This is a genomic window from Salinisphaera hydrothermalis C41B8, from assembly GCF_000732535.1.
GTDB classification, from domain to species: Bacteria; Pseudomonadota; Gammaproteobacteria; order Nevskiales; family Salinisphaeraceae; genus Salinisphaera; species Salinisphaera hydrothermalis.
This window is the reverse complement of sequence record NZ_APNK01000002.1, coordinates 247,435-265,995: the sequence shown is the minus strand read 5'-3', so window position 1 is coordinate 265,995 and position 18,561 is coordinate 247,435. Positions and strand designations below refer to the sequence as shown.

Here is an 18,561-nt window from a genome sequence, read left to right as displayed (position 1 = left end):
TGAGATATGCGCTCCTCGGCCTCTAGGCGGTGACCGTGGTCAAGCTGCGGACGATGGCCTGGCGCCCGAGTGGGATCTTGAAGGCGTTATCCTCGGTCGGTCGGGCTTCGGCCAAGGCCATGTTCGCGGCATGGCCGAAGTTGTCGGCGGTGGCCGGTTTGCCGACCAGATACCGTTCGGCGCGCTCGGCCCGCCAGGGCTTGGTGCCGACGCCGCCGAGCGCGATACGCGCATGCCGGATCACACCGCCCTCGGTCGCAACGATCACGCCCGACGATGCCAGCGCGAACTGATACGACGCCCGGTCACGCAGCTTCAGGTAGTGCGACTTGGCGCCGTCGATCGGGGCATCGAGCGTGACATGGGTGATCATCTCATCGGACGCGAGCGCATGCTCCCTCCACGGCGTATCGCCGGGCAGGAGATGGAAATCGCCAAAATCGATGTCGCGTTTGCCGTTCGGGCCCGCCACGCTCACCGTTGCGCCAATGGCTGCCATGGCCACGCACATATCGGACGGGTGCGCGACGATGCACTGCTTCGACGTACCGAGCACGGCATAAACGCTGCGGCTGTGGCCGTCGATGGCGGCACAGCCCGATCCGGGATCCCGCTTGTTGCAGGGCGAGACATTGTCGCGGAAGTACGAGCAACGACAACGCTGCATCACGTTGCCGCCGGTGGTGGCCTTGTTGCGGATCGAAGTGGACGCGCCCGACAACAAGGCCTCGGACAGCAGCTTGTGATGCGTCGTGACGTCCTCGTGGTAGGCGAGGTCGGTATTGGTGACGTTCGTGCCGATGCACAGGCGGCCATCGTCGAGGCGCTCGATCCGGTCGAGGCCGGTCCGGCGAACATCCACGATATGGCCGGGGCGCATCACTTCCAGCTTGGCCAGATCGAGCAGGGTCGTCCCGCCCGCGATATAGGCCGAATCGGCGCCCGAAACATGGGACTTGATGGCAGCACCGACATTATCGGCGCGGTCGTAGGAGAAATCTCGCATATCGCTACCCCGACACCTTGCCGCGGGCGTCCTGGATGGCCGCCACGATGTTCTTGTAGGCACCACAACGACAGATGTTGCCGCTCATGGCATCCCGGACGTCCCGATCGGACGTGCCGATGCGCTTGTCGGCGAGGATGTAGCAAGCGGTCATCATCTGGCCGGCCGTGCAATAACCGCACTGGTAGCCGTCGTGCTCGAGGAATGCCCGTTGAAGCGCGCCGAGATTGTCCGCGTCGCCCAGACCCTCGACCGTGGTGATTTCGTCGCCGTCGTGCATTACGGCCAGACTCAGACAGGAATTGATCACCGTGCCGTTGACGTGGACGTTGCAGGCGCCGCACTGACCGTGATCGCAGCCTTTCTTGGTGCCGGGCATGCCGAGGTTGTGGCGGATGGCATCCAGCAGCACGGTATTCGGCGTGACATCCAGCTGAGTTGGCTCGCCGTTGATCTTGAAGCTCACGCGCTGAGTACCGGCGGCCGGCCCGTGGGTGGCTGCATCCGCTGTCTCGGCGGCCACGGCATTGCCGAACCCGGTGCTGGCCGCACCCGCGGCCAGTCCCGACAGCCCTATGTTCTTGATGAAGCGTCGACGCGACGGCGAATACGGGGCCGCCGTATCGGGTGACGACGTCGTGTCTTGGCTTTGCGTCGAATCGGAATCGTCGGTCATGAGGCTCCCTCCGTGGCCGAGCCGTGAGGCGCCGGCATCTGGCTCGATGACCAACCATTCGTACGGGACGGGTAATCGTCAATATCGACCGCGCTATCAAGCGCGGTTTATAGGCAATAAAACGTCAGTATTACGGACATTTTGGTACGCGAAAATTTTTTGATGCGATCTATTCGTAAATAATATTGCGTAGCATTTGCCGTCGATCAATATCGTTGACGCATGCCCGAGAGCCGGCGATTTCGCTCCAAGCGTCGGCGGGGAGCTTTTTGAGGTACGTCTGCGGATCGCGATGGGTGGTGGGTTCCGGACCCAGCGCCCGATCGATCCGAAAACGTACGGGGTGGCCGGGACAGGCGGCGTGCCAGGGGCGCGCCGCCGCCGCGCCGGCCTGAATCGCGCGACGCATTCGGCCCACTGTTCGGGCGTCGATGCCCGGTACGTCGGCTAGATGAATCTGCAACGAAGTTGAAAGACGGGGCGCGGCCGCGACGCCTCGCGTACGCGACCGGCTCATGTCACGTCGCAGGCCCGGCTCGTAGACGATGTGAAGGCGCCGGTCGAGAAGACCGTGACGCACAAGTGCCGCACGCAGTGCTCGAGCTTGATGATCGACCACCAGCACCACGGGACCGCGCGTGGCCGCCAGCACATTTGCCAGCGTCACCGCGATCAGGGGCCGGCCGTTAACGGGCGCCAATAGCTTGTTGGCCCAGCCAAATCGGCGCGAGCGGCCGGCGGCGAGCACGATTGTGGTCAATGGGGCGCGCCCGTGAACGCGGTGAAACGCTGGCGCTTGCGGCGGCAGCAACCTTCGCACCGGTTCTCCAGCACGGCGAGGAGCGATGTCGCTCGCCCGGATGGCGACGAGTGCACGATCAAAACGCGACCGGGCGGGCGCGGGGTCGATGAGCGGTGATCTCCGCGAGGATCGAGAGCGCGATCTCGCGCGGGCCGGTCGCACCGATGTCCAGCCCGGCCGGCATGTCGAGCCGCGCGAGGTCGGCATCGTCGAAACCATCCGCGTGCAGATCCACGCGCCGCTGCTCGGCCTTGCGCCGGCTGCCCAGCACGCCGACCCGAAAAGCCGGGGAACGCAGGGCATGGCTAATCACGCTCTGATCGTCGGTCATGTCGTGCGTGAGGCTATAGACGGCCGTCCAGGCATCCAGCGGCAGATCGGGGAGGGCGCTGGCCAGCGCGCGGGTGTCGTAGTGGCACAGGGCCATGCCCGGCGGGGGCGCGCTCGGTCCATAGGGCCGAATCAGGCCGACTTCGACGCCCATCAGGGTGGCCAGTTCACCAATCGCGAGCGTGACCGGATCGCCGCCGACCAGCATCAGGCGTGTAGGCGGCGGATAGTGCTGGCGAAAGCCTTGGCCCTCGGCGCGAGGCTTGGGCTCGCGGTGTGCGACGGCATCGCCGCTATCGAAGTCGATGTCGACGAACAGCTCGGCCCGTTCGCGGCGCGCATTGTCGTGTTGGGCCACGCATTGCGCCAGATCACCGATGCGCCGCAGGAAAATGCCGATGCGCCCGCCGCAGGTCAGCTGCACGTCGAGTACCGGGCTGCCAGCGCCGTAATCCAGTAATTTGGGTCGGCCATCGGCCAGCACCGACTCGGCCTGGACCGCGACCGTGCCTTCGACGCAGCCGCCCGAGACATAGCCAGCGACGTTGCCGCGTGCGCTGATCGCCATTTCGCTGCCCAGCGGGCGCGGCGACGAGCCGCTGATATGAACCAGCGTGGCAATGGCTGCGACATCGTCGTGCTGCGCCCAGTGGCGTAGCGCGGGCAGCAGATCGTCGGACAGCCCGTAGGTCGGCCAGGCTGGCCAATCGTCAACGGCGAATGCGGAGTCGCGCAAAACCATATCGCGTACGAGGGTAATCGGGGCTATTTACACTTGCACGCCGGCTAATTCAATGGCTGCGCAGCGCGGCGACCGCCGCGTCGAGGCCGCGCCAATGACTGATGACGCCATCCGCGCCCAAGTCGGCTACCGGGCCCGCCGCATAGCCGAATTCAGCCAGGACGACAGGTAGCCCGGCGGCATGGCCGGCCTGGCGGTCCACGGCCATGTCGCCCACATAAACCGCGGCATCGGCGTCACAATCCAGCGCTTCGAGGCAGGCGTAGAGCGGCGCCGGATCGGGTTTGAGTGCGTACGCACCGGCCCCCACGACGACGTCGATATAGTGGTCGAGCCCGAGATGCGCCACCACGCGATCGGCGATCGCCTGCGGCTTGTTGGTGCACACGGCCAGTTTCACGTCGCTCGCCTGTAAAGCGCTCAGCGCATCGCAGGCCCCGTCGAAAACCACGCTGTCGCGACAGGGCACGGCTTGATAGCGCTCGGTGAATACCGCGGTCAGGCGCTCGAGCTTGTCGTGATCGGCATCGACTTGGTGGGCGGCAAGCACGCGCTCGATGAGTTTACGGGCGCCGTCGCCGAGATGGTGCCGGGCGGTGGCCGCATCGATCTCGATGCCGTGTTCGGCCAGCGTCGCGTTGACAGCGGCTGCGATATCGGGCGCGCTGTCGATTAGCGTGCCGTCCAGGTCGAAGATCACGGCGCGAGGCCAGCGGGCCTCGGCCCGCGCGGCGGGCTCGGTCATGGTCGGGACTTCCGGGCTCGAATAAAGGCCGACAGTGTAGCCGCATGGCACCGGGTTCGCGTGCTTGGCGTAGAATGACGCGCAATCTTTTCTCTTTCCTGAGGCCCGCGTGTCGGAAACCTCCGCCTACGCCAGCCTGTGGTCGTTGCGGCGTCAGTTGTTCTCGCAGACCTGGCCGATGGCCATCGGCGTGCTGTCGCTGCTGGGCTTCCAGCTGGTTGATGCGGCCTTCGTGGCGCGCCTCGGCACGGGGCCGCTGGCGGCGCAATCGTTCACCTTCCCGGTGACGTTTCTCATGATCGGCATCCAGGTCGGTCTGGGTATCGCTATCGCCGCCCTGATTTCGCGCACCATCGGCGCGAACGACATCGAGCGATCCCGGCGCCTCGGCTCGCTGGTGCTGATCGGCGGGAGTGTGACGGTTGGCGTTGTAGCGATCGTCCTCTGGTTCGCGCACGGCCTGATCTTCGCGCAGCTGGGTGCGAGCGCCGAAAACCTGAAGCGGATCACGCCGTACTGGGCGCTGCAATTGGTCGCCAACTGGCTATCAGCGCTGCTTTATTTCGGCTACACGTTGTTTCGTGCGCACAATAAAACGCGCTTGCCCGGCATGCTCATGGTGCTTACCAGTCTGTGCAATCTGGCCCTCGATCCGTTGATGATCTTTGGCTGGGGGCCGATCGGCGGCTTCGGCCTGCCGGGGGCGGCGATCGCCACGATCATCGCGTTTCTCATCGGGCTGGTGATTCTGGTGTGGCGGCTGTCCGACCAGGATTGGCTGTCGCTATCCGGCCTGGGGGCGGAAGCGCGGCGCTCGACGCGGCCGTTTGCGACCATCGCCGGCCCGGCCATGATCAGCCAGCTCATGCCGCCGTTGGCCGCAATGACGGCGACCGGCCTGGTGGCCACGCTGGGCGATCCCGCGGTGGCGGCCTGGGGCCTGCAGAGCCGGCTCGAGACCATGTCGTTGATGGTGGTGCTGGGGCTGACCATGTCGCTGCCGCCGTGGCTGGGTCATTGTTATGGTGCCAACAACTGGCCGCGCATCCGCGCGTTGACGCATATCGCTTTTCAGGCAGTGCTGATCTGGCAGCTTGTGTTCGGTATCGCGATGGCGATCGCCGCACCCTGGGTGGCCGGGGCGCTGGCCGGCAATCCGACCGTGCAACACGATCTGACCCAGCTGATCCGATTCATGCTGCCGAGCTATGCGCTGCTGGGCATCTGCATGATCGTGGTCTCGGCCTCGAACGCGCTCGGCTGGCCGGTGCGTGCGATGCTGATTTCGTTCGCGCGGTTGTTCGTGTGCTATCTGCCGTGTGTGGCGGCCGGCGTGTTTGCCGGCAGCATGACGACCACGGCACTGGGCGCGCTGGCCGGTAATATTCTCGCCGGCGTCATGGCCTGGCTGATCTTTCGCGCCAGTCTTGCGGGCGTGGACGACGAAGGGCAGCGCCGGTCATGAGTGCGCCAGCGGTCAACGACGCCCCACCGGCGCCACTACCGCGCGCCCATGCCACGCGCTTGCGCCATTACTGGCGTTCGCAGGGCTGGGCGTGCCACGACAATATCGATATCGATCTGCTGCGCTGGGGGCTCGTCATTGAACGGGGAGACGACGATGCCGCGAGCTGCCTCGCGCTCACGGATGCCGGCCGGGGGGCGCTCGGCGACGGCTTGAAGCGCAATCGAGCGGCGCGCGATGCGCATAGTCGGGCCACCGAAGCGGTGGCGGCCCGCCTGGCGGCCGCGGGGCGGCTGGTATTCACCGAACTGTCGGTCCGTACCGAGCACGAGGGTCGATGGCGTTCCTGCAAACCGGATGTGTTTTCGCTGGTGCGCGGGCTGCGCGCTGATCATCTCGCGCCGCAGGTTCATGAAATCAAGGTCAAGCGCGCCGATCTGCTGGGTGAACTTCGAGGTGGCAAGATCGAGCGCTATCGTGAGCTGGCCGCCGCCATTTATCTGGTGATCGCCGACGGCATTGCCGATCCGGACGAGATCCCCGCCGACTACGGGGTCGGCCTGGTGTCAGCCGAGGCCGGCTTTCGGATCGCGCGCACCGCGCCGATTGGTGACTACGCGCTGGAAACGCGCCACTGGATGGCGCTCGCCAAGGCCACCCCGTTTACCCACGAGCCGATGAATCCTCAGCTGTCGCTATAGCCCGGAATTGTCGGCCGTCTTGTCGGACGGAGCGGATGGCGCCGCGGACGGGTTGTTGTTGGTACCGAGCATATGCTTGACGTGGATCAGCGCGCGATGAATCCGGTGTTTAACGGCCTTGCGCGCTTTCGCCGGATCAGTGTCCGGCGCGGCCTGGAAGCTGGCCTGCCAGAGTAGCCGGGTGCCGGACCGGGTCGGTTCCACGCGAATGCGCTGGCGATAATGACGGACCGGCAGCGCCGGGTGAATCGTGCGCGTCGCGAACTCGCGCTTGTGGGCATTCCAGGCCGTGAGCGTGTCGTCGATGGTGGCACCCTCATCGGTGGTCATGTGTCGGCGTGCGCCCGGGCTGTTGTTCTTGCCGTGCGTGAGCGTGGTGCTCGTAATGGACGGGTCCCAGACGCTGGGGGCATCGTAGTCGCGCACCGTGGACCAGACGATGTCCGGCGCGGCGCCAATCGTCACACTGTCATTGACGGTTAACGTCGGCGCCGATTTCGAACCGGTCGCCGATCCGTTGGCAGCGACAGCGGTGCCCACGGCGAAGCTCAGCAACAGCGTTGTCAGTACTCGTGCCGTCATTTCGTCTCCCATTCGGCGCTATGCGGATGTGTTTGGGAACGCTGCACACGCCAAAGGTTCCTGACGCGCCGGCAGCGTTACCTTTACTATCGGCGCATGGCCCATCCATCGCCGATCTCGATGACCGCTTCGTCTCCCGTGTTTTCCGCGCCTCGCCTGGCGAGCCTGCGCTGGCTCCTGGTTCTGGCTCTCGTGGGGCTCCTGGCTGGCTGTGGGGTCAATACCATTCCGCGCGATAATCAGGCGGTGAAGGCGGCCTGGGCACAGGTGCAGAACGAATACCAGCGCCGGGCCGATCTGATTCCGAATCTGGTATCGACCGTGAAGGGCTACGCCAAGCAGGAGCGCGAGACGTTGACGGCCGTGACCCAGGCGCGCGCCAAGGCCACGTCGATCCAGGTCGACGCCAGCACGATCGACAATCCCGACAAGCTCAAGCGTTATTTGTCGGCGCAGGATCATTTGTCGGGCGCGCTCGGTCGGCTGCTGGCGGTCTCGGAGCGCTATCCGGATCTAAAATCCAACCAGAATTTCCTGGCGCTGCAGTCGCAGCTCGAAGGCACCGAGAACCGGATCGCCGTGGCCCGGCGGGACTATATTCAGGCGGTACAGAAGTACAACACCGATCTGGTGACCTTCCCGGGCCGGATCTGGCACTGGCTGTTGTATAGCGACATGAAACCGCACGCCAATTTCAAGGCGTCCGCGCCGAACGCGGAACAGGCGCCCAAGGTGTCGTTCTGATGCGGGCCGGCCTGCGCCGGACGTTCGTCGCGCTGGTCGCGCTGCTGTTGGTCGCGACGGCCATCGCGGCTAGCGCCAAGCCGGATTTTCCCAAGCTTACCGGTCGCGTGGTGGACGACGCCCACATGCTGTCGCCGGCCGCGACGTCCCGCCTGACCCGCATGCTGGCGGCGCTGGAACAGGCCAATGGCGATCAGCTCGTGGTGGTGACGCTGCCGGATCTCGGCGGCGACTCGATCGAGACCTATGGCTATCAGCTGGGGCGCGCCTGGGGCATCGGGCAGAAGAAGCAGAATAACGGCGCGTTGCTCATCATCGCCAAGAAGGAGCACAAGATTCGCATCGAGGTCGGCTACGGACTGGAAGGGCAGCTCACCGATGCCAAGTCGTCGGTGATCATTCATCAGGTGATCGAGCCGGCCTTCAAGAAAGGCGATTACGATGCCGGCGTGTTGCAGGGCACAGCGGCGCTCGTACAGCTGCTGGGCGGTAAACCGCCGTCCGAGCTGGTGGCCCAGGCCTCGAAAAGTATCCAGCAACATCAGCGCGACGATAACCGCCCGACGCTGGGGCATACGTTGATGTTCTTCGTGCTGATGATCGCCATTATCGCGCTGTTCGGCGGCGGGGGCGGTGGTGGTCGCGGCGGGCGTCGACGGCGCCGGGGTTTCTTTCCCTGGTTCATCCCCATGGGCGGCGGTTTCGGCGGCGGCTCCGGTGGATTCGGTGGCGGCGGCCTTGGCGGCGGAGGGTTCTCCGGCGGCGGCGGCAGTTTCGGAGGCGGCGGCGCCTCGGGAGGCTGGTAGACCATGACGGTTTTCAACGAACGAGCGCGCCAGGCGGTGGCCGACGCGGTCACCCGGATCGAACGCGATACCGATGCCGAAGTGGTGACTGTGCTTGCGCAGCAGGCGGATGAATACCGCTGGATCGGATTGTTCTGGGCCGCGCTCGTGGCGCTGATGCTGCCGGGGCTCGTGATCTTCTTCCCGGCCTGGTTCGACGTGCGGACGCTGCTGCTTTTGCAGTGGGGTGTGTTCGTTGTACTCGGCGTGATCTTCCAGCTGCCGGCCGTCACGCCGCGCCTGGTCCCGAAAGGACTGCGGTATGCACGCGCGGCAGCGCTCGCACGCAGCCAGTTCCTGGAGCAGAACCTGCATCGGACGGCCGCGGCCACCGGCGTACTTATCTTCGTGGCCGAGGCCGAGCGCTATGTCGAGATTCTCACCGACCACGGTGTGGCGGAGCGCATCGACAACGCCGCCTGGTCGGCGATCATCGAACGCTTCACCGCGCGGGTCGCAGCCGGAGAGACCGAGGCGGGTTTCGTCGAATGCGTGGAAGCCTGCGGCGCGCGACTCGCCGAAGCCGTGCCGGCCACGCACGAACGCAACGAGCTGCCGAACCGGCTCGTCGTACTCGAATAAGGCCGGCGTTCCCTCATTGGTCGTAGGGCGAAACACACCGCCTGGTTGTTGGTAAACTAGACCGCTTTTCTGCGACCCGCAGGGGGCACGATGGCCGAAGACAAACCGCTCGTCGGTGTGATCATGGGCAGCACGTCCGATTGGGACACCATGAGCCATGCGCACGAGATGCTCGAGCGTTTCCAGGTTCCGCACGAGTGCCGTGTGGTATCGGCCCATCGCACGCCGGATCTGATGCGTGAATACGCCACCACCGCGGAAGAACGTGGGCTGGAGGTGATCATCGCGGGGGCCGGTGGCGCCGCTCATCTGCCCGGCATGGTGGCCGCCCAGACGCTGGTGCCCGTGCTCGGCGTGCCGGTGAAAAGCCGTGCGCTACAGGGCATCGATTCGTTGCTGTCGATCGTGCAGATGCCGGGCGGCGTGCCCACCGCTACTTTTGCCATCGGCGATTCCGGAGCCAAGAACGCCGCGCTATTCGCCGTCGCTCAGCTCGCGACCACGCGCGAGCCGCTACGCCGGGCGCTGGCCGAGTTCCGCGCGGCGCAGGCGGACAAGGTAAAAAACGAGACATTGTCATGACGCAGGCCAAGAGCTTTCGTTCGACCATCCTGCCGGGCTCGACCATCGGGGTTCTGGGCAGTGGCCAGCTGGGCCGCATGTTCGCCTTGTCGGCGCGCCGCATGGGCTACCGCGTGCATACCTTTTCTCCGGGCGATGACACCCCGATGGGGCAGGTCGCCGACCGCGAGGCCGTGGGCGACTATCAGGATCTCGATGCGGTCGCGGAATTCGCCTCGCGCGTGGATGTGGTGACCTTCGAGTTCGAGAACGTGCCGTTCGAGGCCGCGGCCACGGCGGCCGAGCATGTACCGGTCCGGCCCGACGGGCGTGTGCTCCATATCGCCCAGCATCGCCGGCGCGAGAAGGATTTTCTGCACGAGGCCGGTTTCCCAACCGCGCCTTTTGAACACGTACCGGACCGGGAAACGCTGACTGGTGCCATCGAGCGCCTGGGCACGCCCTGCGTGCTGAAAACAGCCGGTTTTGGCTATGACGGCAAGGGCCAGTACGTGATCAAGTCGCCGCAAGAGGCCGATACGGCCTGGGCGGCGATCGGGCAGGGCGAGGCCGTGCTCGAGGGCTTTGTGGATTTCGAAAGCGAAGTTTCGGTGATCGCGGCGCGCGGGGCCGACGGCGCGTTCGCGCACTACGGCGTGGTCGAGAACCGCCATCGCGATCATATTCTCGATGTGTCGATTCCGGATGCCGTCGTCGATCCGGCCGTGGCCGACGAGGCCATCCGCATCGCTCGTGGCGTACTCGAGGCGCTGGACGTCGTCGGCGTACTGTGTGTCGAGTTCTTTCTTGGCCACGACGGTACGCTGCGCGTCAACGAACTGGCGCCGCGGCCCCACAACTCGGGGCATTTTTCCTTCGACGCCTGCGTGACCAGCCAGTTCGAGCAGCAGCTGCGCAGCGTCTGCGGTCTGCCGCTCGGCGACACCACGCGGCTGGCGCCCTCGGCCATGGTCAACCTGCTCGGCGATCTCTGGCACAACGGCGCGCCGGACTGGACGGCGGCGCTGGCCGACCCCTCGCTCAAGCTGCATCTCTACGGCAAGGGCGACGCGCGCCCGGGCCGCAAGATGGGGCACATGACGGTGTTTGGCGAAGATCGCGAGGACGCAGCGCGGCGCGCGGTGGCGGCTCGCGATCGGCTCGTGCGGTCGGGTGGCTGAGCGGCACCTTCCGTTTCTTGAAAAGCGCCGACGGCGGCGCTTCGCGCGGCGTCGACACAACCGGCTGACACGCCGCCTCGGCCATCGCAGCTGGCTGGGGTATTTCGGGCATCTGGCGCGCTCGCCGTATTTCCGCTATCGCAACGCGCGTTATCTGCATGCGTTGCGCGTGGCGGTCGCCATGGGCGCCTCGATCGGGCTGACCACCGGGCTCGGCGTGCCTTACGGGTTCTGGGCGTCGATCACGTTGCTGGTGGTGATCGGTGGGCTGCAGCACCACGGCAATATCCGAAAGAAAGCATTCGAACGCGGCGTGGCGACCGGTATCGGTGCCGTGCTCGGGCTGTGTCTTATCGCTCAGCACAGCGTGCTGGGCATCACCGCGCTGACCTATGTCCTGACTTCGATCCTGGCCGGCATCTGTGCGTATTACGCGGTCGGCAAGGCCGGCTATATTGCCTTGTTGACCGGCATTACGCTGGTGATCGTCGGCGGCCACGGCGACAACGCGCTCGATATCGGCCTGTGGCGTGCGGCCAACGTCGGCATCGGTACGCTGGTGGCGCTGGTGTTCTCGTTTGCTTTTCCCTTGTATGCGACCTACGACTGGCGTTTCCGCCTGGCCGAGAACCTTCGTGAATGCGCGCGTCTGTATCCACGGCTGATGATCGGCTCGGCCATGAGCGCGCGGGAACAGGTCACTATTTTCGCGAAACTCTCGCGCCGGCTCGTCGCGCTGCGCTCGCTGATTGATCCGGTGTCGAAGGAACTCGGTGTGCCGGCCGAGCGACTGGAGGAAATCCAGCGTTTGCATCGGTCGATTCTGAGCGGCCTGGAAATGCTGGCCACGGCGGCGACCCAGCGCGAAGGCAGCCCGCAATGGGGCGCGACGCACGAGCTTCTTACCGCCCGCCGCTCGGCCATGCGGCGAATGCTGCTGGCCAGCGCGCGAGCGCTGCGTTCGGGCGACACACGCAAACTGCACGCACTTGCGCGTCATGAGGTCGGCCGCACGCCGGGGCCGAATCCCGATGCCCGACTGGCCTACGACATGCAGGGATCGTACTGGCTGGCCCAGCGCCTGAGCGAACAGTCGCGACAACTGGCGCTCGAGCTCGCGACCATCGAATTGAAGTAAGCTGGAGTCTCGGCTATTCGCACGAATGCCATCGCATTCTGATATGTTGCTTGTGCACAACTTAATAGCGAGGCGCATAATAATGAAACACGGGATTACAAACACAACCCGCACCCGCGTTGCCGTCACCTGCGCGCTGGCGCTGGCCGGCGCCGTCGTTGCCCTGCCAGCGATGGCGGCCGATGCCACGGTGCATCTGCGTGGCAAGATCACGGCCGTGAACAAAAATGGCTTCACCATGATCACGAACGACGACACCAAGCGTCGGATCGTGCTGTCCTCCGAAACCAAGATCGCGGCGGTCACGCCGGGCGATCTGTCGAGCATCGAGAAGGGCACGTTCATCGGTACGGCCAACGTCAAGCGCGACGGCCAGAATCAGGCACTGGAAATGGTCATCTTCCCGGCGTCGATGAAGGGCACCGGCCTGGGCGATTACGGCTGGGACCTGTCGCCCTCGATGGCTCAGGGCGGCCATTCCGCGAGCCAGACCGCCAACGGTGGCGGTTCCATGACCGCTGGCTCGAGCATGACCAACGGCACGGTTACCGCCAAGTCCGATGGTTCGATGTCGGGCGGTTCCAGCATGACCAATGGTAGCGTGACGGCGAAGTCCGGCGGCTCGATGAGTTCGGGGTCGAGCATGACCAACGGTACGGTCATGAACCAGTCCACCAGCCGCGGCAGCATCACGCTACAGGTGAATTACGGCAAGGGCAGCAAAACCATCGTGGTGCCCAGCGATGTGCCGACGGTCAAGGTCCAGCCGGGCAGCCGTGCCGATATCAAGACCGGCGCCCACGTGTTCGTCGCCGGCCCGAAAACGAACGGCCCGGTCACTGCCGGCCGCGTGATCGTTGGCAAGAACGGCACCGTGCCGCCGATGTAGGCGCCGATCGTACGAACGACGACGAGACAACGCCCGTGCCCATCGGGGCACGGGCGTTTTTTATCGATAGCGCTCATCGAGCGCCCAGAGGCGGGCGAGCGTGTCGTCATCGGCGACGCCGTCGACCGTCGTGGGCCGGAAGTGCATCTGGAAGGCTCGGAGTACGGTGTGCGTACGGGCGTCCATCTGCCCGGTCACCGGCAGGTTATAGCCATAGTCGGCGAGCTTGCGCTGGATCGCGCCGACATCCGGCTTCTGCTGGATGAATTGGGCGCGGTAATACGCGACGCGCTGCGGGTTGGGCCAGGCGCCGATGCCGGCTTCGTAGAGTCGATGCCAGGGAAAAGCTGGCCCCGGGTCGATCTTGCGGCCGGGCGCGATATCCGAGTGGCCGACCACGTTGGCCGGTTTGATGTCATAGCGGGTGACGATATCGCGGGCCAGCGCAATGACGGCCCGGATCTGGGCATCGCCGTACGGCTGCCAGCGGCGCGGCGTGCCGGGCGCGTTGATCGGGCCGAGATTGACGATCTCGATGCCGATCGAGCTGTCGTTGATATGGTGACGTCCAGCCCAGCTGCTCACGCCGGCATGCCAGGCGCGCAGTCTTTCGGGCAGTAGTTGTCGCACGATCGGTTGGCCATCTCGCGTGGCCGGATCCGGGCCCACCAGGTAATGAACGCTGACGCGTGGCCCGGTGAGTACGCGCAGCGCCCGATCGGCATGATCGCTGGTGTAATGCAGCACGAGAAACCGTACACGATGGTTGTAGGCCGTGGCCTGCACGCTCTGATCGGCCCAGTAGCCGTGGCGTTTCACCAGAGTAGGCGGCGGGCCGCAGCCGGCAAGGGCGGCCAGTCCGGCCAGCGCGCCGACGAGGGCTGCGCGGCGCAGGATAACGCCGGAGCGACGTTTCACGAATGCGCTGCAGGTCCGGCGCTATCAGGCCGATCACTGTCGTCGTAATGAATCTCGGTCTTGCCGTGGGGTTTGGGGCGCCCGTTTTCGTCGACCGAAACGAACACCATTTCGTCGATCGTAAGAATGGATTTGCGGCTGATCTTGTTGCGCACCGTGCAGCACATGGTCAGCGAGGTCCGCCCGAACTTGGTCGCCATGATGCCGAGCTCGATGATGTCGGACTGTACGGCGGTCGATACGAAATTGATTTCCGAGATGTACTTCGTGACGATACGCGGATTCTCGAGCTGGATAATCGCGTAAATCGCCGCTTCTTCGTCGATCCAGCGCAGCAGGCTGCCCCCGAACAACGTGCCGTTCGGATTCAGATCCTCCGGCTTGATCCATTTGCGGGTATGAAAATTCATGGCGTTGTCTCGACTGAAGATGTCGCTATTCTAAAAGCACGCCATGCAGCCGGGGAAATCGGACGTTCGTGGCCACGCGCGATCTGACGACCTGCGTGTGGTGCCTCGGGCCATTGCGGCGGGCGCAATTTGCGACAATGCCCGGGGGCCGGCCGCCACAGCGCGATCGGCCGGATCTCGCACGACACTTCAAACAGGTTCCAGGAACTCGCTGTTGTCCACTGATACCCAGGCATCGATTGAAGACCTGCTCGCACAGGTACAGACCCGCGACCGCTACCGCCTGACCCGGCAATGGCATAAGGCGCGCCAATCGGAAGAGCGCACCGGCGTCGAGCAGCGTATTGCGGCCAGCGCGGCGGCCACCGAACGCCGCGTCGCCGCGCGCCCGTCGATCGAGCTTGCCGAGGGGTTGCCGGTGACCGGCCGGGCGGACGAAATCCGCGACGCGATCGAGGCGAATCAAGTGGTAATCGTCTGCGGCGAAACCGGTTCCGGCAAGACGACCCAGCTACCCAAGATTCTCATGCAGGCGGGCATCGGCGCGCGCGGGCTGATCGGGCATACTCAGCCGCGGCGATTGGCGGCCCGCAGCGTGGGACAGCGCGTAGCCGAGGAGACCGGCACCGAGTTTGGCGGGTTAGTGGGTTTCCAGACGCGGTTCGAAAACAAGCTCTCGGATGCCACCCAGGTCAAACTCATGACCGACGGCATTCTGCTGGCCGAAACCGCACGCGACCGGTTTCTCAACCAGTACGAAGCCATCATCATCGACGAGGCCCACGAGCGCACGCTCAACGTCGATTTCCTGCTCGGCTATCTGAAGCGGATTCTGGCCAAACGCCCGGATCTGAAAGTGATCGTCACCTCGGCCACGATTGACCCGGAGCGCTTCGCCGAATTCTTCGACGACGCGCCGATCATCAATGTGGAAGGGCGCGGTTATCCGGTGGAGGTGCGCTATCGGCCGCCGGTGGAACCCGAATCCGAACGCGCGCTCGATCAGCCGGAGGCGGTCGAGGACGCGGTCCGCGAGCTCTGGCGCGAGGGGCCAGGCGATATTCTCGTGTTTCTGCCCGGCGAGCGTGATATCCGCGACGTGGAGCGGCATCTGTCGAAGGCGCTGGCCGGCGAAAAATATAGGCCAGAGATCGTGCCGTTATATGCACGGCTGACGCGCTCGGCGCAAAACCGGATCTTCTCGCCGTCCAACGGCCGGCGCGTGGTGCTGTCGACCAACGTCGCCGAGACCTCGCTCACGGTGCCCGGCATTCGCTATGTGGTGGATACGGGGCTGGCGCGCATCAGCCGCTATTCCACTGCGGCCAAGGTTCAACGGCTGCCGATCGAGCCGGTGTCCAAGGCGAGTTGCAACCAGCGCGCCGGCCGCTGCGGGCGTATCGCGCCCGGTATCTGTGTCCGGCTGTTCGACGAGGCTGATTACGAAGCCCGGCCGGACTTTACCGATCCGGAGATCCGGCGGACCAATCTCGCCAACGTCTTGTTGACGATGGCCGATTTGAAACTCGGCGCGATCGAGGAATTTCCGTTCATCGATCCGCCGGAGCGACGTTACATCAACGATGGCCGCAATCTGCTGGCCCAGCTGGAAGCGCTGGCGGATGGCCGGATCACGAAACTCGGGCGCCAGCTCGCCCGCCTGCCGCTCGACCCGCGCATCGGGCGCATGCTGATCGCCGGGCACCAGTTCGGCGTGCCGGCCGCCATGCGCGTGCTCGCCGCGGGCCTGACCATCCAGGACCCGCGCGAGCGCCCGGCCGGGTTGCGCGAGGCGGCCGACGAGGCACAAAAACCGTTCGCCGACAGCCGCTCCGACTTCATCAGCCTGCTGAAGCTCTGGGACGGCTTCGTCGAAGCCCGCCGCGAGCTGTCGGGCAATAAACTGCGCGCCTGGTGCAAGAACCGCTTCGTGAACTTCATGCGCATGCGTGAATGGGAAGATCTGGCGCGCCAGCTGCGCCGGATCGGCCACGATCTGGGACTCTCGGGCGATCCGGCGCGCGGACGGTTGGCCGAAATCGATCCGGTAGCCCTGCATCAGGCGTTGTTGCCGGGGCTGCTCGATCATATCGGCCAGCTGGACGAACCCGCCGACGGTGAGGGGCAGAGCCGGGGCAAGACCGGCGGCAAGCCGCGCCGACGCGGCGCCGAGTATCTGGGAGCACGCGGGCGCAAGTTTCGGATTTTCCCCGGATCCGGGCTGGCCAAGCGGCCGCCGAAGTGGATCGTGGCCGGCGAACTGATCGAGACCAGCGCATTGTTCGCGCATACGGTCGCGGGCGTCGATCCGAAATGGATCGAAGCGGCCGCGGGCCATCTGGTGACGCGCGAGCGCTACGATCCGCACTGGGAAAAGCGTCGTGGGCAGGTGGCGGCCCGCGAGCGCGTCAAGCTGTTCGGGTTGACGCTGTCGGACGGCCGCAAGGTGGATTTCGGTCGGATCGACCCGACGCTGGCGCGCGAGATCTTCATCCGCGACGGGCTAGTTGCTTTCGCGGTAACGGATCGGCGCGGGCGACTACCCGAGTTTCTGGCCTATAACCAGGCTGTGGTCGAGGAAATCCAGGATCGCGAGGCGCGTTTCCGTCGGCGCGATCTGTTGGTGGACGAAACCACACAGGCCGCGTTCTACGATGCCCGCCTGCCGGACTCGGTCTGCGATCGCAAGACGCTGGAAAAATGGCTGAAGCAAAACGACGCCGACGCGCTGCACTTCGACGAGGACGAACTGCTGCGCTCGGCCGGCGTCGAGCTCGAGGAAAATGCCTATCCGGAATCAATGACGCTCGGCGATTTGCCAGTCAAGCTCGATTACGCCTTCGAGCCGGGCCGGGCGGAGGACGGTGTGACCGCGCGTGTGCCGCTGGCGGCCCTCAACCAGATGGATAGCGCGCGGGCCGACTGGCTGGTGCCCGGACTGATCGAGGAGAAATTCCGGGAATATCTGAAAGCCTTGCCCAAGACGCTGCGCAAGCGCGTGGTGCCGGTGCCGGATTTCGCCCGGGCCGCGGCCGAGCGCGTGGAGTTCGGGACAGGCGACCCGGAAACGGCACTGCGCCGGGCGATTCACGAGATGATCGGGCTGGAGATTCCTGATGACGCCTGGGAAGGCTTCGAGCCGAGCGATCATCTGCGTATGCGCTTCGAGATCGTGGACGATGACGGCCGGGCGCTCGCTACGGGCCGGGATCTGACGAAACTGCGGGACGAACTCGGTGAACGCGCGCGGGCCGCGGTGTCGCAGTCGGCCGATCACGGCATGCGCCGCGAAGGGCTCACCGAATGGCCGGATGACGTCGCGCTCGATCGCGCGGTCACGCTCGAACATGCCGGTGTGCGCATCGAGGCCTGGCCGGCCCTGATCGACCGGGTCGATCATGTCGATCTGGAACTGCTGGATGATGCCGAACAAGCCGCGCGCGCCCATCGCCGCGGCGTGATCCGGCTCATCCGCCTGGCGGCAACCCGGCCGATGCGCCTGGTCAAACGCGATCTGCCGCATCTCAAGCGCTATGCGGTCGGCCAGTTCGCCACGCCGCCGGAGACGGCGGGCGTGGATCCCGATCTCGTGGCGATCATCGAGGGCGACAACGAAGCGGTGCTGGTGGCCGATCTGCTGACCGCGCTCATCCATGGCCGGATCGGTGAAACGCCGACCACGAAGGACGACTTCGATGCCGCTGTCGAAGCCGTGCGGGCGCACATCATGGCCGATGCGGTGGCGCTCTGGGACGCGCTGCAGCCGGCGCTGGATGCCCTGGCGCGTGTACGTAAGCGGTTGTCCAAGAACATCGGGCTCGACTGGGTGGCCTCGGTCGAGGACATCAACGATCAGTTGGCGCATCTCGTGCACGTTGGCTTCGTGAGTGCGGCCGACGATCCGATCGCCCGGGCGCGCGACCTGGCGCGCTATCTCAAGGCTGTCGAAGCCCGAATCGACAAGCTCGCCGCCGATGGCGCGGCTGCCGACAAGGCGCGGATGCGTGACATCGCGCCGTATTGGCAGGCCTACAAGGACAAGGCTGGCAAAGCCATGCGCCGCGGCGCGTGGTCGGCCGAACTCGAACTGCTGCGCTGGATGGTCGAGGAGTTCCGCGTGCAAGTGTTCGCCCAGCAGCTCGGCACGGCGATCAAGGTGTCGGCCAAACGCCTGGATGTACAGTTGAAGGCATGTTGAGCCCACGGCAACTTAACGGCGCCCGGCTTTACGACGGGTGAGCCGA

At 65.4% G+C, this 18,561-nt stretch carries 18 protein-coding genes; 10 read left to right on the top strand and 8 right to left on the bottom strand.

Annotated elements, in window-relative coordinates; all coding sequences use genetic code 11:
- Nucleotides 1-22: 22 nt before the first annotated feature.
- From C41B8_RS02760 to gph, 5 genes are all read right to left on the bottom strand, one after another.
- Nucleotides 23-1,006 carry an FAD binding domain-containing protein gene (locus C41B8_RS02760; RefSeq protein WP_037333592.1) on the bottom strand — a complete coding sequence of 328 codons (984 nt, stop codon included), beginning with the start codon at nucleotides 1,004-1,006 and terminating at the stop codon, nucleotides 23-25.
- Between the two features lie 4 nt (nucleotides 1,007-1,010).
- On the bottom strand, nucleotides 1,011-1,682 hold the full coding sequence (locus C41B8_RS02755; protein ID WP_037333910.1) for a (2Fe-2S)-binding protein: 672 nt from the start codon (nucleotides 1,680-1,682) through the stop codon (nucleotides 1,011-1,013).
- A 169-nt stretch (nucleotides 1,683-1,851) separates the two neighbouring features.
- Nucleotides 1,852-2,493, bottom strand: a complete 642-nt coding sequence (locus tag C41B8_RS19280) for a nucleotidyltransferase family protein (protein WP_198025016.1) — start codon at nucleotides 2,491-2,493, stop codon at nucleotides 1,852-1,854.
- Between the two features lie 67 nt (nucleotides 2,494-2,560).
- A complete protein-coding gene (locus tag C41B8_RS02745) occupies nucleotides 2,561-3,550 on the bottom strand; it encodes an XdhC family protein (protein ID WP_232225978.1) in 990 nt (329 codons plus the stop codon).
- A gap of 55 nt (nucleotides 3,551-3,605) precedes the next feature.
- Nucleotides 3,606-4,301, bottom strand: a complete 696-nt coding sequence (gene gph, locus C41B8_RS02740) for a phosphoglycolate phosphatase (protein ID WP_051882846.1) — start codon at nucleotides 4,299-4,301, stop codon at nucleotides 3,606-3,608.
- A gap of 178 nt (nucleotides 4,302-4,479) precedes the next feature.
- Between gph and C41B8_RS02735 the strand changes: the two genes are divergently transcribed.
- Nucleotides 4,480-5,766, top strand: a complete 1,287-nt coding sequence (locus tag C41B8_RS02735; protein ID WP_051882915.1) for an MATE family efflux transporter — start codon at nucleotides 4,480-4,482, stop codon at nucleotides 5,764-5,766.
- The gene (locus tag C41B8_RS02730) at nucleotides 5,763-6,467 is read left to right on the top strand and encodes a hypothetical protein (RefSeq protein WP_051882845.1); all 705 of its coding nucleotides are present in this window, start codon (nucleotides 5,763-5,765) and stop codon (nucleotides 6,465-6,467) included. The genes C41B8_RS02735 and C41B8_RS02730 overlap by 4 nt, the downstream gene beginning before the upstream one ends.
- On the opposite strand, the gene C41B8_RS19275 is transcribed toward C41B8_RS02730, so the two are convergent.
- Nucleotides 6,462-7,049, bottom strand: coding sequence for an SRPBCC family protein (locus C41B8_RS19275; protein WP_051882842.1), 588 nt, complete (start codon nucleotides 7,047-7,049; stop codon nucleotides 6,462-6,464). The two genes, C41B8_RS02730 and C41B8_RS19275, sit on opposite strands and share 6 nt — an antisense overlap.
- Nucleotides 7,050-7,169: 120 nt before the next feature.
- Between C41B8_RS19275 and C41B8_RS02720 the strand changes: the two genes are divergently transcribed.
- From C41B8_RS02720 to C41B8_RS19270, 7 genes are all read left to right on the top strand, one after another.
- On the top strand, nucleotides 7,170-7,793 hold the full coding sequence (locus tag C41B8_RS02720; RefSeq protein ID WP_051882913.1) for a LemA family protein: 624 nt from the start codon (nucleotides 7,170-7,172) through the stop codon (nucleotides 7,791-7,793).
- Complete coding sequence (locus C41B8_RS02715; RefSeq protein WP_156962385.1) at nucleotides 7,793-8,599, top strand: TPM domain-containing protein; 807 nt, start codon at nucleotides 7,793-7,795, stop codon at nucleotides 8,597-8,599. Before C41B8_RS02720 ends, C41B8_RS02715 begins: the two co-directional genes overlap by 1 nt.
- Before the next feature lie 3 nt (nucleotides 8,600-8,602).
- Entirely contained in the window at nucleotides 8,603-9,220 is a 618-nt protein-coding gene (locus C41B8_RS02710; protein ID WP_037333587.1) for a TPM domain-containing protein, read from the top strand.
- Between the two features lie 90 nt (nucleotides 9,221-9,310).
- On the top strand, nucleotides 9,311-9,802 hold the full coding sequence (gene purE / locus C41B8_RS02705; RefSeq protein ID WP_037333585.1) for a 5-(carboxyamino)imidazole ribonucleotide mutase: 492 nt from the start codon (nucleotides 9,311-9,313) through the stop codon (nucleotides 9,800-9,802).
- Nucleotides 9,799-10,962 (top strand): 5-(carboxyamino)imidazole ribonucleotide synthase, encoded by a 1,164-nt coding sequence (locus C41B8_RS02700; RefSeq protein WP_037333581.1) that lies wholly within the window; start codon nucleotides 9,799-9,801, stop codon nucleotides 10,960-10,962. The genes purE and C41B8_RS02700 overlap by 4 nt, the downstream gene beginning before the upstream one ends.
- A complete protein-coding gene (locus tag C41B8_RS02695) occupies nucleotides 10,955-12,100 on the top strand; it encodes an FUSC family protein (protein ID WP_156962384.1) in 1,146 nt (381 codons plus the stop codon). Before C41B8_RS02700 ends, C41B8_RS02695 begins: the two co-directional genes overlap by 8 nt.
- A gap of 82 nt (nucleotides 12,101-12,182) precedes the next feature.
- Nucleotides 12,183-12,989, top strand: a complete 807-nt coding sequence (locus C41B8_RS19270; protein ID WP_051882841.1) for a hypothetical protein — start codon at nucleotides 12,183-12,185, stop codon at nucleotides 12,987-12,989.
- 60 nt (nucleotides 12,990-13,049) lie between these two features.
- Here the strand turns inward: C41B8_RS19270 and C41B8_RS02685 are convergent, their stop codons facing one another.
- Entirely contained in the window at nucleotides 13,050-13,907 is an 858-nt protein-coding gene (locus tag C41B8_RS02685) for an N-acetylmuramoyl-L-alanine amidase (protein WP_232225977.1), read from the bottom strand.
- A complete protein-coding gene (locus C41B8_RS02680; protein WP_037333578.1) occupies nucleotides 13,904-14,317 on the bottom strand; it encodes an acyl-CoA thioesterase in 414 nt (137 codons plus the stop codon). Before C41B8_RS02680 ends, C41B8_RS02685 begins: the two co-directional genes overlap by 4 nt.
- 214 nt (nucleotides 14,318-14,531) lie before the next feature.
- Here C41B8_RS02680 and hrpA point away from each other — a divergent pair, with 214 nt between their 5' ends.
- Complete coding sequence (gene hrpA, locus C41B8_RS02675) at nucleotides 14,532-18,515, top strand: ATP-dependent RNA helicase HrpA (protein ID WP_051882839.1); 3,984 nt, start codon at nucleotides 14,532-14,534, stop codon at nucleotides 18,513-18,515.
- The last annotated feature ends 46 nt before the right edge of the window (nucleotides 18,516-18,561 follow it).

Bases quoted from the DNA above. Each gene is read 5' to 3' on its own strand.
- C41B8_RS02760 (WP_037333592.1), bottom strand. From the start codon at position 1,006: ATGCGAGATTTCTCCTACGACCGCGCCGATAATGTCGGTGCTGCCATC.
- C41B8_RS02755 (WP_037333910.1), bottom strand. From the start codon at position 1,682: ATGACCGACGATTCCGATTCGACGCAAAGCCAAGACACGACGTCGTCA.
- gph (WP_051882846.1), bottom strand. From the start codon at position 4,301: ATGACCGAGCCCGCCGCGCGGGCCGAGGCCCGCTGGCCTCGCGCCGTG.
- C41B8_RS02735 (WP_051882915.1), top strand. From the start codon at position 4,480: ATGGCCATCGGCGTGCTGTCGCTGCTGGGCTTCCAGCTGGTTGATGCG.
- C41B8_RS02730 (WP_051882845.1), top strand. From the start codon at position 5,763: ATGAGTGCGCCAGCGGTCAACGACGCCCCACCGGCGCCACTACCGCGC.
- C41B8_RS19275 (WP_051882842.1), bottom strand. From the start codon at position 7,049: ATGACGGCACGAGTACTGACAACGCTGTTGCTGAGCTTCGCCGTGGGC.
- C41B8_RS02720 (WP_051882913.1), top strand. From the start codon at position 7,170: ATGACCGCTTCGTCTCCCGTGTTTTCCGCGCCTCGCCTGGCGAGCCTG.
- C41B8_RS02715 (WP_156962385.1), top strand. From the start codon at position 7,793: ATGCGGGCCGGCCTGCGCCGGACGTTCGTCGCGCTGGTCGCGCTGCTG.
- C41B8_RS02710 (WP_037333587.1), top strand. From the start codon at position 8,603: ATGACGGTTTTCAACGAACGAGCGCGCCAGGCGGTGGCCGACGCGGTC.
- purE (WP_037333585.1), top strand. From the start codon at position 9,311: ATGGCCGAAGACAAACCGCTCGTCGGTGTGATCATGGGCAGCACGTCC.
- C41B8_RS02700 (WP_037333581.1), top strand. From the start codon at position 9,799: ATGACGCAGGCCAAGAGCTTTCGTTCGACCATCCTGCCGGGCTCGACC.
- C41B8_RS19270 (WP_051882841.1), top strand. From the start codon at position 12,183: ATGAAACACGGGATTACAAACACAACCCGCACCCGCGTTGCCGTCACC.
- C41B8_RS02680 (WP_037333578.1), bottom strand. From the start codon at position 14,317: ATGAATTTTCATACCCGCAAATGGATCAAGCCGGAGGATCTGAATCCG.